This window comes from Uliginosibacterium flavum, from assembly GCF_040566545.1.
GTDB lineage: Bacteria > Pseudomonadota > Gammaproteobacteria > Burkholderiales > Rhodocyclaceae > Uliginosibacterium > Uliginosibacterium flavum.
The window spans coordinates 1-13,418 of the sequence record NZ_JBEWZI010000024.1 but is presented as its reverse complement, the minus strand read 5'-3'; the positions used below and the strand labels follow the sequence as shown (position 1 = coordinate 13,418).

The window sequence follows — 13,418 nt, the reverse complement described above, 5'->3', positions numbered from 1 at the left end:
ACCTCGCGGTCCAAGTAGGGTGCGCATTGCGCACCGGTTTGCCTTGCACCTTCGCCGAATCGGTGCGCAATGCGCACCCTACGAAAAACCGGCTCATGCCATCACCTCGTTCAGCACAGCCTCAAGTTTTTTCCACTGCGGCCCATCACCCGGCAGGCCAAAGCGCAGGCCGCCGTCGAAGGCGCGCAGCAGTACCGCGCGCTGGGCGAAGGCGGTAAAGAGTTCGCCCGCCAGCGGCGTGGGCACCCAGCGGAACAGCGCGCAGCCGGATGGACTGCGCAAGCCATGAGCATTGAGGAAATCTGCCAGGCGTGTGCTTGCCTGGGTGAGTTGCATCGCCTGCTCCGTTTGCCAGTTGCGGTCGGCCAGTGCGCGCTGGGCCACCCAGCGCGCCGGGCCGCTCACGGTCCACGGCCCGAGGCGTTCGCTGAGTTGATCCAGCAAGCGATCTTCAGCCGCGATGAAGCCGCAGCGGATGCCAGCAAGGCCCCAGAACTTGCCCAGCGAGCGCAATACCACCAAGCCGGGCTGGCGCGCGTCGCCGAGCATGCTGAGCTCGGGCGTGGCGTCGATGAAGGCTTCGTCGACCACCAGCAGTCCACCGCGTGCGGCAAGCCGGGCATGCCAGCTGCGCAGAATTGAGGGCGGCACGAGGCGGCCGGTGGGGTTGTTCGGGTTGGTGAGCAGCAGCACGTCGAGGCGCTCGACCGCCTGCTCGGCGTCTTCGTAAGCGATGGTCTCGACTTGATGCCCCGCCGCGATCCAGGCTTTCAGATGTTCGGCATAACAGGGCGAGAGGATGCCCACGCGTCGCGTGGTGAAAAGTTGCGGCAGGGTCTGGATCGCTGCTTGTGAGCCAGCCAGCGGCAGCACACGTTGACCGCCGAAGTAGGCGAGGCTGGCCATGACCAGACCGTCATCCTCCTCGGGTAGGCGGCGCCATACTTCGGCGGGCAGTGGCGGCACGGGCCAGCCGACGGGGTTGATGCCGGTGGATAGGTCGAGCCAGTGTTGCAGTGGAATGCGGTAGTCATGCGCAGCGGCGCGCAGGCGGCCGCCGTGGTGGAGGCTAGAGGAAGTAGACAAGAGCTTCTCCCAAACCAATGACGGTGATCCACAAAAACAGTCCGCGTGAAATCAGCCTGGATGCGCGTGGGATGTCTGCGCCTTGGGCGGAACGACCTTCGCCCAGTGCCGTGCGCTCTTCAACCACTCCTTCGTAGATCGCGGAACCGCCCAGTTGCAGGCCCAGACTGCCGGCACCGGCGGCCATGACCGGCCCGGCGTTAGGGCTAGACCAGCTGCTCGCCTGTGCGCGCCAACTGCGCAAGGCGCAACGAGTCTGTCCGAGCAGGGCGTAAGTCAGTGCGGTGAGGCGGGCCGGGATGAAATTCAGCACGTCGTCGACCCGCGCGGCGATGCGACCGAATTCGTTGAAGCGCGCATTGCGGTAGCCCCACATTGCATCCAGGGTGTTGGCGAGTCGATAGAGGATCACCGCCGGAGCGCCGCCGATGGCGCACCAGAAAATCGCAGCGAAGATGGCGTCGTTGCCATTCTCCAGCAGGGACTCGGTGCTTGCGCGCGCGATCTGCTCTTCGTTCATGTCGGCGGTTTCTCGGCTGACCAGGAAACCGACGCGACGGCGGGCTTCATCGAGGTCGCCATGCTGCAGGGCGCGGGCCACGTCGGTGCCATGTTCGCGCAAGGCGCGAGCGCCCAATGCGAAATACAAGGCGATGCCATTCACGATCCATGCATGCTCAAGACCCGCTAGCAGCATGAACCCCAAGGCAGGAGGTGCCACGAGCGCCGTCCAGCTTAGTGCTCCACGCAGGATGCGTGAAGAACCTTTGTTCATGCGCTTCTCCAACCATGCAGCATAGCGCCCGAAACCTACCAGTGGATGCCAGCGCGGCACTTCGCCAAACAAGCGATCGAGCAGAACACCGAGCAGCAGGGCGAGGGTGATGTTCATGCTGTGAACAGCGCGGCAACCGCGTCTGGATTGGAAGGGAAGTAGAGGTGGATATAGCTCGCCGTGGTGCGGCCCACGCGATAGACGGCTTCGGTGGTCGGCCCGCCATTTGGATTGGTGCCGGTGGCAATCGGCGTGAGCGGGGTTTCGCTGCGCGAGTAATGAAAGCTGTGGCCGCGCAAGCTGCCTTCGGGCAACTCGATGGCTTGCAGGCCCAGCGCAGCGAGTTTCTTCTGCATCAGCGCCGCGCCTTCAAGTAGTCCGAAGCCGGCGTGCATGGCGCCGTCAGCCGTCACCAGGGTTTCGAACAGACTCATCATGCCGCCGCATTCGGCCAGCAGCGGTTTGCCGGCCGTGGTGTGTGCCAGCAATGCCAGCTGCATTCCAGTGTTGGCGGCGATCCTGGCTGCGTGAAGTTCCGGGTAGCCGCCGGGCAGCCACACGGCATCACACGCCGGCAATGTGGCGTCGTCAAGCGGCGAGAAGAAGGCGAGCTCGGCGCCGAGTTCGCGCAGGGTATCGAGATTGGCCGGGTAGGCGAAGCAGAAAGCTTCGTCGCGGGCGATGGCGATGCGCCGATTCTGTAGGGCGGGCTTCAGTCCGCCATGTGCGACTGAAGTCGCACCTACGGAGGTCTCAGCGCCTTCCCAATCCAGAATCATCGACGCATCAAAGCGCAACGCCGCTGCCGCCTTGTCGAGCTTGGCATCCAGATCGGCCAGTTCACTGGCCGGCAGCAGCCCCAGATGGCGCTCAGGCAGGGTGATTGCGGCTTCGCGCGGTAACCAGCCGAGGCCGGGAATGTGCGCCGGCAGGGATTCAAATAGCATGCCGGCGTGGCGTTCGCTGGCGACGCGGTTGGCGATCACCCCGGCAAATTCCAGATCCGGCTGGAAGCTCGCCAGGCCAAGCGCCAGTGCGCCGAAAGTCTGGGCCATGGCGCTGCCGTCGATGACGGCGACGATGGGCAGATTGAAGGCGCGCGCCAGATCGGCGCTGGAGGGATTACCGTCGAAGAGTCCCATCACGCCTTCAACCAGAATCAGGTCGGCTTCCTGTGCAGCCTGCGCGAGTTGTGCGCGGCAATGCTCCAGGCCACCCATGAAGAGATCCAGTTGGTAGCAGGGCGCACCGCTGGCGCGCTCATGGATCATCGGGTCGAGAAAGTCCGGCCCGGTCTTGAACACGCGCACGTGCTCACCACGCGCGCGGGCCTGACGTGCCAGCGCGGCGGTGACGGTGGTTTTGCCCTGTCCGGAGGCCGGTGCGGCAATCAGGAAGGCACGGCAGCTGTGGCTCACCACTCGATTCCCGGCATGGCTTTTACACCTTCGTGATAGGCGTGTTTGGCCAGATGCATTTCGGTCACCGTGTCGGCAATCTCGATCAGGCCTTCGGGGGCGGCGCGGCCGGTGATGATCACATGCTGCATGGCGGGGCGGCTGTCGAGTTCGTGATTGACCTCGTCCAGCGGTAGCCAGCCGTATTTGAGGGTGTAGGTGAATTCATCGAGGATCAGCAGGTCGATGGCCGGGTCGCGCAGGTAGACCAGCGCCTGTTCCCAGGCCACGCGCGCGGTGGCGGTGTCTTTGGCATTGTTCTGCGTGTCCCAGGTGAAACCGTCGCCCATGACATGCCATTTGACGCGTGGGTGATCGCGGAAGAAGGCTTCCTCGCCGGTGTCCGAGCGATTCTTGACGAACTGCACCACGGCGCAATTCATGCCGTGGCCCAAGGCGCGGGCCAGCACGCCGAAAGCTGCGCTGCTCTTGCCCTTGCCATTGCCAGTATTGATCAGCAGCAGGCCACGCTCCTCGTCGGCCGAGGCAATGCTCGCGTCGATGATGGCCTTCTTGCGCGCCATGCGCGCCTGATGGCGGGCGTCTTTGTCGGGGTTGTTTGTTTTTGTCATGTCGGGGCCTTTAAAAAACGCTGCCGACGGGGGCGTCGGCAGCGGATTCATCTTACTTCGGTTGATAGCGTACGGTTACGAAGGCACCAAAGCCCGGCTGATTGTAAGTGGAGGCCGTTTCGTAGCGTTTGTCCAAGGCATTTTCGATGCGTGTCTGGATACGCCATTCGGTGGCCACGGCGTATTCTGCGCGCAGGTCTATAGTGGCATAGCCACCGAGCTTGGTGGTGTTGGCGGTAGTGTCAAAGCGCTTGCCAACACCGTTCAGAGTGCTGCCAAGGCGCCATTTTCCGAAGTCGTGATCAGCACTTATTTTGCCGCTTTGGCGTGCGCGACGGCCCAGATGATTGCCATCATTCGCCCCCCCTGAACGATCTTTCGCATTCAAAAAAGTGGCGTTTGCAGCGATTTTTGTATTGCCGAAATTTTGTGCAGCCTGGAGTTCCAATCCGCTGATTTTCGCTTGTGATACGTTGCTCGCTTGAGTGATTGCGGTGTTCTCGATTTTTGCCCAGTCAATCAGGTTGTCAATGTGAGACTTGAACAGGCTGGTCTGCCATGTGAAATCACCTGCCTTGCCGGAAGCACCAATTTCACCCGTGCGTGACTCCTCAGGTTTAAGTTCCGGATTGCCCTTGTAACCATAGCTGAGAGGGTAGTAGAGCTGATTGAATGTGGGTGCTTTGAACGCTGTGCCATAGCTGGCTCGCAGGCGAAGGGCAGGAGAAAAAGAGTATCCCGTGGCTACGCTGCCGGTGTTGTGGTGACCGAACTGTTCATTGTCATCGTGACGGCCGGCAAGCTGCAGATCCGCTGCACCGATGTCCGCCAGATATTGGCCGAACACAGCACGGTTTGTGCGTTTGTTGCGGGCATACAGCGACGATGTCATGACCTCGTCGTACTGATAGTCGAGGCCGCCCACCAGTTGATGACCTTTGGCGAGGGTCAGATCGTTCTGCCAGCTGACACCAGTGCGGCGCGTATCGAAGCGTGAACTCAATTGATCCGTGCCGGAAGTAGTCGACTTGCTGAAACTGCTCGATGCGTCCGTGCTTTCCGATACCTTGAGTGAAGTGCTCAGTTGCTCGCTGGCGACATACCGCAGGTTGCCAGCGTAAAGGTCCTGCCTGATGTCCGTATAGGGGCTGTTGCCGCTGTCAAATTCGGTGTGGCCTTCGGTGAACATGGCTTGAGCGTCGTAGCTGAAGGACTCGCCAATGTGGCCGCCGCCGCGGACATCTGCACTGCTGCGCTGGTACCCATCCTGATCCGGATCGGGCTGGCTGCCACCGCTGATGACATTGATGCCGTTAGTGCTGACGGCGGAAACGCCCGCATTCAGCCAGGCATTTGCAGAACCAAAACCGCCTGCTGCAGAACCTTCATACGTCTGACGTGAACCGCCACCAACGCTGAAGCTGGGTTTTTGAGGGCCTTTGCGGGTGAATATCTGGATGACACCACCAATGGCGTCGGCGCCGTACAAGCTGGCGCGTGGCCCGCGAACCAGTTCGATACGTTCGATCATGTCTACTGGAATGTCCTGCAGCGAGGCTCCACCAGCCGTTGCTGAGCCGACCCTGACGCCATCAATGAGCACCAGGGTGTGATCGTTGTTGCTGCCACGCAGGTACAGCGATGAGGTCTTGCCCGGGCCGCCGTTGTTACTAATCTGTACGCCAGGTAGTCCGTTGAGCAGTTCAGGTACCGATCTGGCCTGTTGGGCTTCGATATCTTTGCGGGTGATGATCGTCACCGAAGTCAGGGTTTCATCAGCCGTGCGCGCCACGCGGTTGGCAGTCACGACTACTGGCTCAAGTTCGGTTTCCTGGTGTTGTGCGAAAGCACAATGGGACAGCGCCAGCGCGATAGCGGCCGGCAAGATTTTGTTGCGATTGAAGTTCAAGATAAAGCTCCTTCCGTGCCGCCCGCACGGGTGATGGGACAAAGGGCGGGTGCAGGGAAGGAAAGTACGAGACTGGTCGACGACGAGCCCGTACATCGCCCGCCGCAATGCACCTCGGTATGCTTCGGGCCGGTCTCCGGACTCGCGAGTGAAGATGTTCATCTTCTGACGCAGCGCCTTCCCGTGCGAAAGCACAGTGGCTGCCTGCTGCGTCTTGACTCGCTTACCGTTGCGGGGGCAGTGCCGGGTTGGCCGAATCCTGTGGATAGGGCGCACCGGCTTCCCGTTTAATCCGCGCGAAGGGCTTCGCGCAAACACCAGAAGCGGGGCAGATTCTACCGCAGGGCGGCCAAAGCGTCGATTGCAGTGCGTGCCACCTTGACCTGCTTCGCGCTGGCGCACTACCATCCTTGCCATGAATACCGAGCTAACCCATCTTGAAACGCGTTTGACTGCCTTGCTTGAGGTGCATCAGAGCTTGCGCAGCGAGAATCGTGAGCTGACTGCGCGCGTGACGAGCCTGCAAGGCGAGAATCGTCGTCTGTCTGACAAGGTTGCTGTTGCAACCGAGCGGGTGGAAGGCATTCTGGCGCGCTTGCCCGTCGAGGATGAAGCGTGATGGCGAACGAAACTCTCGTCATCCAGATTATGGGCCGGGACTATCAAGTGTCGGTCAAGCCCGAAGAGAAAGAGACCTTGCAGGCAGCTGTTGTGATGGTCAACGACAAGCTGCAGCAACTGATGGGCAAGAATACTTCGGGTAGTGAATCCACGGCCGTGATGTGTGCGCTGATGATCGCGCATGAGGCAGTGGTGGCGCAGCGCACGGCGGGCTTGGACATGCCCGATTACCAGCGTAGAATTTCGACATTGGTCGAGAAAGTTGACCGGGCTTCAGCTGTTCAGGAGAAGCTTTTTTAAAGGATTTGTGAAGTCAGGATATGTACTCACTGGATTTCGTGAATGCCTGACCGATAATAGATTCAAGGGTTGCAGAACATGCGCGGCCCAGCAGGCTTTCCCCTGCGGTGTTCGTTAAGGTCACATACTCCTTGAGCCAATGTCTATGTGACATGGTTGTCGGCCCACCAAGCTGCTGTTGTGAGCGCCCTTTACCGGGAGCACCTGAAGCAGCCGGACGATGACCCCCTGAACCTCGGTTCGGGATGACGGCCTGACGACGCGTGTGGGGGAATCTACAGCAGGCGCGGAACATTGGTTCCGCGCCTTTTTTTGTCCACGCACAGAATTGCTGCAGGCTTGTTGCAGGAATGCGACGGCACACAAAATAAGTCGCCACAAAACAAAATTGATAGACCCATTAGTTGCAGTGATGTGTAAGAATGTTTTCACCACGGAGTCAGCTCCGCGCCTACAAGCGCCAGGGCACACCATGGAGAGTGAGGAGACCGGTGTTCCGTCAGAGAACACCTAATAAGTGACCGCACCACCTGATGCTTCGGGGTAGCGATCATCGCAACAGCAGCATCAGCACCGGGCCCATTGGGGCCCGGCTGCGAGACCAGTCAAATGACCCGTAGCCCATGGCTGCGAGGGCGGGCCGGAAGGCCGCACGAAGGGGGAGGGAAATCCGGGTAAAGGATTTCCTCAATTTGGGACGGGAAGCCACTGAAGTGGCCTCCCGTTTTTTTTCGTGCAAATTTTGTGTTCTCGCGCTGTGCCAGAATGCAGCGGGTTCAGTAACTTCCACGGGAGAGGCAAGCATGCGATTCGGTAATGGCGAGGAAAGCAGCAATGTCGAGGATCGGCGTGGAGGCGGCGGCCGGGTCGGCGGACGTTCCATCGGGATTGGTACTGTGCTGCTGGCGATCGGGGCCTGGTATTTCGGCATCGATCCGAGTTTCCTGTTTGAAGGGGCGAGCCTGTCGCAAAGCTCGCAGCAAGAGGCGCGTCCTGTGCAGGGCTCGCGTCACGAAGAGGAACTCAAGCATTTCGTCGGGCAAGTCCTGGCGGATACCGAGAAGACTTGGGGTGCGATTTTTCGCGCTTCTGGCAAGCAGTATGTTGAACCGCATCTCGTGCTGTTTCGTGGCGCGACTCAAACCGCTTGCGGAACGGGTCAGGCTGCGATGGGGCCGTTTTACTGCCCGGCCGATCAGAAGGTCTACATTGACCTGGGCTTTTACGACGAACTGCAACAGCGCTTCAAGGCGCCCGGTGATGCTGCGCAGGCTTACGTGATTGCACACGAAGTGGGGCATCACGTGCAGAAACTGCTGGGTATTTCCGAGAAGGTGCAGCGCGCGCGCGAACGCTTGTCCGAAGCGCAGGCAAATGCCCTGTCCGTCAAACTCGAACTGCAGGCGGACTGCCTTGCCGGGATGTGGATGTATTACGCCAATCAGGAACGCAAGATCCTGGATGCTGGCGATGTTGAAGAGGTGCTGGGTGCTGCGACGGCCATTGGTGATGACACCTTGCAGAAAAGCGCGCGCGGGCATGTAACGCCTGACAGTTTTACTCATGGCAGTGCGGCGCAGCGCATGCAGTGGTTTCGGCGGGGGTTTGAGAGCGGCAAGCTGCAGCAATGCGACACTTTTCGCCGCGAATAGGCTGCTGGTCCTGATGGGGGAATGCCCGAACCTCTCGCAAACCCTGATAAATAAACATGATTTCCTTGCATAGCATGAAGCAAGAACCTGTGGGTTCTGGTTTCAACCAAACAAGGAGCTGTGATCATGAGACTAATGGAGGCTGGACATCCCGGAGTCGAGCATCAGGCTTACCGCGATGATGGTGTGCGAGAGCAGGAGGGCTTGCGTGATGAGTTGTCTCCCCCACCCAAATTTGCTGGGCCACTGGTCTCCCGGATCATCGGTCACAAAGGCCGGGATGAGGACGAGGGCATGCAGATGCTGCTGATGGGCGGCTCGATGTAATTCGTTTGGCGAAACGAGCCATAAGCAAAAGCCCGCGCAAGCGGGCTTTTGCATTTCTGGAGGGGCCGAGTTACTGAGGCTTTGGTGCCTTGCGCGCTTTTTCGTAGTCTTCGTAAGGCTGGCGATTGACCTGCGCCATACAGCGGTCGAATTCCGAAGGCGGCTGCGAACGGCAACGGGCTTCGGCCGATTGCCGGCTGCCCTCATACCAGGCTTCTGTCGTGCAACCCGTCAAATTCATCAGGAACAGAAACAAGACAGCTGTTTTCATGGGGCTCACAGATTCAGCATCAACTCGTGTTCATCCGGCAGGTCGGCAAAGCCTCGGCGCTCGTAGTGCTTGAAGATTGCCGCGACAATTTCTTCCGGCTCGTCGATCAGCTGGATCAGGTTCATGTCATCGGGGTTGATCATCTTTTCGCTCACCAGCGTCCCGCGGAACCACTCGAGCAGGCCGCTCCAGAACTTCGTGCCAACCAGAATGACCGGGATGTTGCGCGTCTTGCCCGTCTGGATCAGGGTCAGCGCTTCCATCATTTCGTCCATCGTGCCGAAGCCGCCGGGCATCACCACATAGGCCGAGGCGTACTTCACGAACATCACCTTGCGCGGGAAGAAGTGGCGGAAGGTCTGTGAAATATCCTGATACGGGTTGCCGCTCTGCTCGTGCGGCAGCTGGATGTTCAGGCCTACCGACGGGCTCTTGCCGGCGAAGGCGCCCTTGTTGGCCGCTTCCATGATGCCGGGGCCGCCACCGGAGATCACCGAAAAGCCGGCATCCGAGAGCAGGCGCGCGATTATTTCCGTTTGCTGGTAATAAGGATGATCGGTTTTTGTGCGCGCCGAGCCGAAAATGCTCACGGCCGGGCGGATCGGCTTGAGGCGTTCAGCCGCCTCGACGAACTCTGACATAATGCCGAAGATTCGCCAGGCTTCCCGTGCCTGCTCGGTTTGCTCGGTCATCGAGGGGGCGTGAAGGGGCGGCAGTTTGTTTTTGGCGCTCATGTTGCGGCTCGGACGTGAGGAAGAAAACCCGATACTGCGGGCATTCCGGGCTCTGAAGCAATACCTGCTGCCCGCATCGGCGGCATTTTCCCCTGCACTTCACTGATTTCATCATGCCCACACTCCTGCTCATCGACGGCTCCAGCTACCTGTTCCGCGCCTTTCACGCCCTGCCCGATCTGCGCAACAAGGCGGGCGAGCCTACCGGCGCGCTGCGCGGCGTGCTCAGCATGCTCCAGCCGCTGCGCACCAGCAGCGGCGCGACCCATGCGGCGTGCATTTTCGACGCCAAGGGCAAGACCTTCCGCAACGACTGGTACCCCGACTACAAGGCCACGCGCAAACCGACGCCCGAGGACCTGATCCCGCAGATCGAGCCGATCCAGGCCTGCGCGCGGGCGCTCGGTTGGCCGGTGATTGTCGAGCCCGGTGTCGAGGCCGACGACGTGATCGGCACGCTGACCCGTCTGGCCGTGGCGCAGGGCTTCGAGGTGCTGATCTCGACCGGCGACAAGGACATGGCGCAGCTCGTCCAGCCCGGCGTCACGCTCATCAATACCATGACGAACGAATCGCTGGACGAAGCCGGCGTGCTCGCCAAATTCGGCGTGCCGCCGAACCGCATCGTCGATTACCTGACCCTGGTCGGCGACACCGTCGACAACGTGCCGGGCGTCGAGAAGTGCGGCCCCAAGACCGCCGTGAAGTGGCTGAGTGAGTACGACAACCTCGACAATCTGGTCGCCCACGCGGCCGAGATCAAGGGCGTGGTCGGCGAGAACCTGCGCAAGGCGCTCGACTTCCTGCCCATGGGCAAGAGGCTCGTTACCATCGTCAATGATGTGCCGCTGGCCGAAAAACTGGACGAGCTGACCTGGCGCGAGCCGGACAACGCCACCCTGATCGAGCACTACACACGCTGGGAATTCAAGAGCTGGCTGCGCGGATTGCAGCCTGTGTCCACGCCGGCCGCGCCGGAAGGGCGAGCCGGCGATCAGGCCAGCATGTTCGGCGACGCCCCGGTCGCCGCCCTGCGCGCACCCGCCGCTCCGATTCGCGAGGCGGACGAAGAGATTGTCGAGCGCAGCCCGGCCCATCGCGACGCCTACGAATGCATCCTCACGCGCGAAGCGCTGGCCAAGTGGTTGGCCAAGATCGACGCCGCCTCGCTGACCGCCTTCGACACCGAAACCGACAGCCTCGACGGCATGCAGGCCCATCTGGTGGGCATGAGTTTCTGCGTGAAAGTGGGCGAGGCCGCCTACCTGCCGCTGACGCACCGCTATCCCGGCGTGCCGGATCAGCTGCCGCTGGCCGAAGTGCTGGCAGCCCTCAAGCCCTGGCTGGAAGACGCGACCAAACCCAAGCTCGGGCAGAACCTGAAATACGACATGCACGTGCTCGCCAATCACGGCATCACTCTGCGCGGCGTGGCCGAAGACACCCTGCTCGAATCTGCCGCGTGGGAGAGCGACAAGGGCCACGATCTTGACGGCCTCGCCAAGCGCCACACCGACATGGCCACGCTGTCCTACGCCGAGGTCTGCGGAAAAGGAGCGAAAGCGATTGGCTTTGCGGATGTCGACCTGACGCTCGCCACGGCTTATGGCGCGGAAGATGCCGACGTGACCCTGCGCGTGCATCACAAACTCGCCCCGCTGATCGCCGCAGAGCCAGGCCTGGAGCGGGTCTACAGGCAGATCGAATTGCCCGTGCAGGAAGTGCTGTGGGCCATGGAGCGTACCGGCGTGCTGATCGATTCCGGCTTGCTTGCGCAGCAGAGCGACGAGCTGGGCCGCAAGATGATGGAGATCGAGCAGGAGGCCTATGTCGTCGCCGGTCAGCCCTTCAACCTGAACAGCCCCAAGCAGCTCGGCGAAATCCTCTTCGAGCAGCTTAAACTTCCGGTCAAGAAAAAGACCCCCAGCGGCACGCCGAGCACCGACGAAGAAGTCCTCGCCGAACTCGCCCTCGATTACCCGCTGCCCAAGCTGCTGCTCGACTATCGCAGCATGGCCAAGCTGAAGAACACCTATACCGACAAGCTGCCGCGCATGGTCAATCCGGCGACCGGGCGCGTGCACACCAGCTTCTCGCAGACCGGTGCCATCACCGGCCGCCTCGCCTCAAGCGAGCCGAACCTGCAGAACATCCCGGTGCGCACACCGGAGGGCCGGCGCATCCGCCAGGCCTTCATCGCCCCGCCGGGCTGGCATCTGGTCTCCGCCGACTATTCGCAGATCGAACTGCGCATCATGGCGCACCTGTCCGGCGACGAACGCCTGCTCGAAGCCTTCGCCGCGGGCGAAGACGTACACCGCGCCACCGCCGCCGAGGTCTTCGGCGTGGCTACGGCTGAAGTCAGCAGCGAGCAGCGCCGTTATGCCAAGACCATCAACTTCGGCCTGATCTATGGCATGAGCGCACACGGCTTGGCCCGCTCGCTCGATATCGAACGCAGCGCCGCGCAAAGCTGGATCGACCGCTACTTTGCCCGCTACCCCGGCGTCGCCCGCTACATGGAACAGACACGCATTGCCGCGCGCACCCAAGGCTACGTCGAAACCGTCTTCGGCCGTCGCCTGTGGCTGGCCGAGATCAAGAGCAGCAACGCCGGCCGCCGCCAGGGCGCCGAGCGCGCCGCCATCAACGCGCCGATGCAGGGCACGGCCGCGGATCTCGTGAAGCTCGCCATGCGCAGCGTGTATGACTGGCTGAACAACGAAGGCCTGCAGAGCAAACTGCTGCTGCAGGTGCATGACGAACTGATTCTTGAAGTGCCGGAGTCAGAGCTGGCGCTGGTCCGCGAGAAGCTGCCGCAACTGATGGCGGGTGTGGCGGAATTGAAGGTGCCGCTGTTGGCCGAAGTGGGGGTGGGGAATAACTGGGATGAGGCGCATTGAGCGAACAACATTTGTAGTACGCATGAAGAAAGCAGGTCAGAGTCCGGGGGACTTTTAGCTTGTTTAGTATGGATTCCGCACAGCATTCGACCAATTTAGTTTTATAAGGGAATTGTTAATGATCTGGCTTTCTGTTGTTGCAGCAGCATTGCTGTTGATCGTTTCCTTTGTGGTTTTTTATCTCTTTGCGGGGATCGCTTGGACGATTCCCGTCAGCCCCGAGCACTGGGGGCAGCTTGGGGACTTCATTGGAGGTGTTACTGGGACGCTGCTATCTTTTATCAGCATCGTTTTACTTGTTAAAACCATCCGCATTCAAAGCACGCAGTTGAATGATCTACAAGATGCGGCACAGAAGCAGGGTGTGCTTGCAAATGTAACCAAAGCGGAGGAGGCGATCGATCATTGGCTTGCGCGCTCCCTTCTCACGAGAGTTGCACATTTAAATACCGTTGAATTTGGCGATATCGTTTGGGGACTCGTTGGTGCAGATGTTACGCACGATAAGGACTTCGAGCGGGCCGTCCTTCGACTCCTAGACTTAACTGCATTCTATTGTGAGGCGACAGCTCTCTACCGTTCGAATGTCGATGGGTACTTTATTTTTAAATACCACCAGAAAAAGGCTAATACCCTTTTAACTTTTCTGGGGCAGCACACATCTCTACTTGGCCAAATGGGTGGGCCAACCCTCGGTAATTGCCGCCATTTACTTTCCGGTGAGGTGGGAAAGTCGTAGGGTAATGACATGGACGCCCCTACCTGCAACGGCATCGAAGTGCCAAAGTGGAGTTGTCGAAAAACCACTGAG

The 13,418-nt window shown here is 60.5% G+C and carries 13 protein-coding genes, 1 other RNA gene and 1 riboswitch; of the genes, 7 read left to right on the top strand and 7 right to left on the bottom strand.

Annotated elements, in window-relative coordinates; genetic code table 11:
* Positions 1-93: 93 nt before the first annotated feature.
* Genes cobD through btuB form a run of 5 tightly spaced genes read right to left on the bottom strand, consistent with a single transcriptional unit; the run spans position 94 to position 5,799 of the window.
* Positions 94-1,086 (bottom strand): threonine-phosphate decarboxylase CobD, encoded by a 993-nt coding sequence (cobD, locus tag ABXR19_RS17100; RefSeq protein ID WP_354602368.1) that lies wholly within the window; start codon positions 1,084-1,086, stop codon positions 94-96.
* Positions 1,070-1,978 carry an adenosylcobinamide-phosphate synthase CbiB gene (gene cbiB, locus ABXR19_RS17095; protein WP_354602367.1) on the bottom strand — a complete coding sequence of 303 codons (909 nt, stop codon included), beginning with the start codon at positions 1,976-1,978 and terminating at the stop codon, positions 1,070-1,072. The genes cobD and cbiB overlap by 17 nt, the downstream gene beginning before the upstream one ends.
* A complete protein-coding gene (locus ABXR19_RS17090) occupies positions 1,975-3,279 on the bottom strand; it encodes a cobyrinic acid a,c-diamide synthase CobB (RefSeq protein WP_354602366.1) in 1,305 nt (434 codons plus the stop codon). Before ABXR19_RS17090 ends, cbiB begins: the two co-directional genes overlap by 4 nt.
* Positions 3,276-3,890: a cob(I)yrinic acid a,c-diamide adenosyltransferase gene (gene cobO / locus ABXR19_RS17085; RefSeq protein ID WP_354602365.1), complete on the bottom strand. Its 615-nt coding sequence runs from the start codon at positions 3,888-3,890 to the stop codon at positions 3,276-3,278. The genes ABXR19_RS17090 and cobO overlap by 4 nt, the downstream gene beginning before the upstream one ends.
* A gap of 52 nt (positions 3,891-3,942) precedes the next feature.
* On the bottom strand, positions 3,943-5,799 hold the full coding sequence (gene btuB, locus ABXR19_RS17080) for a TonB-dependent vitamin B12 receptor (RefSeq protein WP_354602364.1): 1,857 nt from the start codon (positions 5,797-5,799) through the stop codon (positions 3,943-3,945).
* A 110-nt stretch (positions 5,800-5,909) separates the two neighbouring features.
* Positions 5,910-6,136: riboswitch (cobalamin riboswitch) on the bottom strand.
* A 78-nt stretch (positions 6,137-6,214) separates the two neighbouring features.
* Between btuB and ABXR19_RS17075 the strand changes: the two genes are divergently transcribed.
* The 5 genes from ABXR19_RS17075 (at position 6,215) to ABXR19_RS17055 (ending at position 8,699) form a co-directional block, all read left to right on the top strand.
* A complete protein-coding gene (locus ABXR19_RS17075) occupies positions 6,215-6,418 on the top strand; it encodes a coiled-coil domain-containing protein (RefSeq protein WP_354602363.1) in 204 nt (67 codons plus the stop codon).
* The gene (locus ABXR19_RS17070; RefSeq protein WP_354602362.1) at positions 6,418-6,720 is read left to right on the top strand and encodes a cell division protein ZapA; all 303 of its coding nucleotides are present in this window, start codon (positions 6,418-6,420) and stop codon (positions 6,718-6,720) included. Before ABXR19_RS17075 ends, ABXR19_RS17070 begins: the two co-directional genes overlap by 1 nt.
* A gap of 96 nt (positions 6,721-6,816) precedes the next feature.
* Positions 6,817-6,996, top strand: a non-coding RNA gene (gene ssrS, locus ABXR19_RS17065) — 6S RNA.
* Between the two features lie 527 nt (positions 6,997-7,523).
* Positions 7,524-8,372, top strand: a complete 849-nt coding sequence (gene ypfJ, locus ABXR19_RS17060; RefSeq protein WP_354602361.1) for a KPN_02809 family neutral zinc metallopeptidase — start codon at positions 7,524-7,526, stop codon at positions 8,370-8,372.
* Between the two features lie 126 nt (positions 8,373-8,498).
* A complete protein-coding gene (locus tag ABXR19_RS17055; RefSeq protein ID WP_354602360.1) occupies positions 8,499-8,699 on the top strand; it encodes a hypothetical protein in 201 nt (66 codons plus the stop codon).
* Between the two features lie 70 nt (positions 8,700-8,769).
* Here ABXR19_RS17055 and ABXR19_RS17050 read toward each other — a convergent pair whose 3' ends face one another.
* Positions 8,770-8,970: a hypothetical protein gene (locus tag ABXR19_RS17050; protein ID WP_354602359.1), complete on the bottom strand. Its 201-nt coding sequence runs from the start codon at positions 8,968-8,970 to the stop codon at positions 8,770-8,772.
* Between the two features lie 5 nt (positions 8,971-8,975).
* The gene (locus tag ABXR19_RS17045) at positions 8,976-9,704 is read right to left on the bottom strand and encodes an LOG family protein (RefSeq protein ID WP_354602358.1); all 729 of its coding nucleotides are present in this window, start codon (positions 9,702-9,704) and stop codon (positions 8,976-8,978) included.
* A 113-nt stretch (positions 9,705-9,817) separates the two neighbouring features.
* On the opposite strand from ABXR19_RS17045, the gene polA reads away from it, so the two are divergent.
* Positions 9,818-12,607: a DNA polymerase I gene (gene polA, locus ABXR19_RS17040; protein WP_354602357.1), complete on the top strand. Its 2,790-nt coding sequence runs from the start codon at positions 9,818-9,820 to the stop codon at positions 12,605-12,607.
* Positions 12,608-12,725: 118 nt separating this feature from the next.
* Positions 12,726-13,346 (top strand): hypothetical protein, encoded by a 621-nt coding sequence (locus ABXR19_RS17035; RefSeq protein WP_354602356.1) that lies wholly within the window; start codon positions 12,726-12,728, stop codon positions 13,344-13,346.
* Positions 13,347-13,418 lie beyond the last annotated feature (72 nt).

Excerpts from the sequence above, each read along its gene's own strand:
- cbiB (WP_354602367.1), bottom strand. The coding sequence starts at position 1,978 with ATGAACATCACCCTCGCCCTGCTGCTCGGTGTTCTGCTCGATCGCTTG.
- cobO (WP_354602365.1), bottom strand. The coding sequence starts at position 3,890 with ATGACAAAAACAAACAACCCCGACAAAGACGCCCGCCATCAGGCGCGC.
- ABXR19_RS17075 (WP_354602363.1), top strand. The coding sequence starts at position 6,215 with ATGAATACCGAGCTAACCCATCTTGAAACGCGTTTGACTGCCTTGCTT.
- ABXR19_RS17070 (WP_354602362.1), top strand. The coding sequence starts at position 6,418 with ATGGCGAACGAAACTCTCGTCATCCAGATTATGGGCCGGGACTATCAA.
- ypfJ (WP_354602361.1), top strand. The coding sequence starts at position 7,524 with ATGCGATTCGGTAATGGCGAGGAAAGCAGCAATGTCGAGGATCGGCGT.
- ABXR19_RS17055 (WP_354602360.1), top strand. The coding sequence starts at position 8,499 with ATGAGACTAATGGAGGCTGGACATCCCGGAGTCGAGCATCAGGCTTAC.
- ABXR19_RS17050 (WP_354602359.1), bottom strand. The coding sequence starts at position 8,970 with ATGAAAACAGCTGTCTTGTTTCTGTTCCTGATGAATTTGACGGGTTGC.
- ABXR19_RS17045 (WP_354602358.1), bottom strand. The coding sequence starts at position 9,704 with ATGAGCGCCAAAAACAAACTGCCGCCCCTTCACGCCCCCTCGATGACC.
- polA (WP_354602357.1), top strand. The coding sequence starts at position 9,818 with ATGCCCACACTCCTGCTCATCGACGGCTCCAGCTACCTGTTCCGCGCC.
- ABXR19_RS17035 (WP_354602356.1), top strand. The coding sequence starts at position 12,726 with ATGATCTGGCTTTCTGTTGTTGCAGCAGCATTGCTGTTGATCGTTTCC.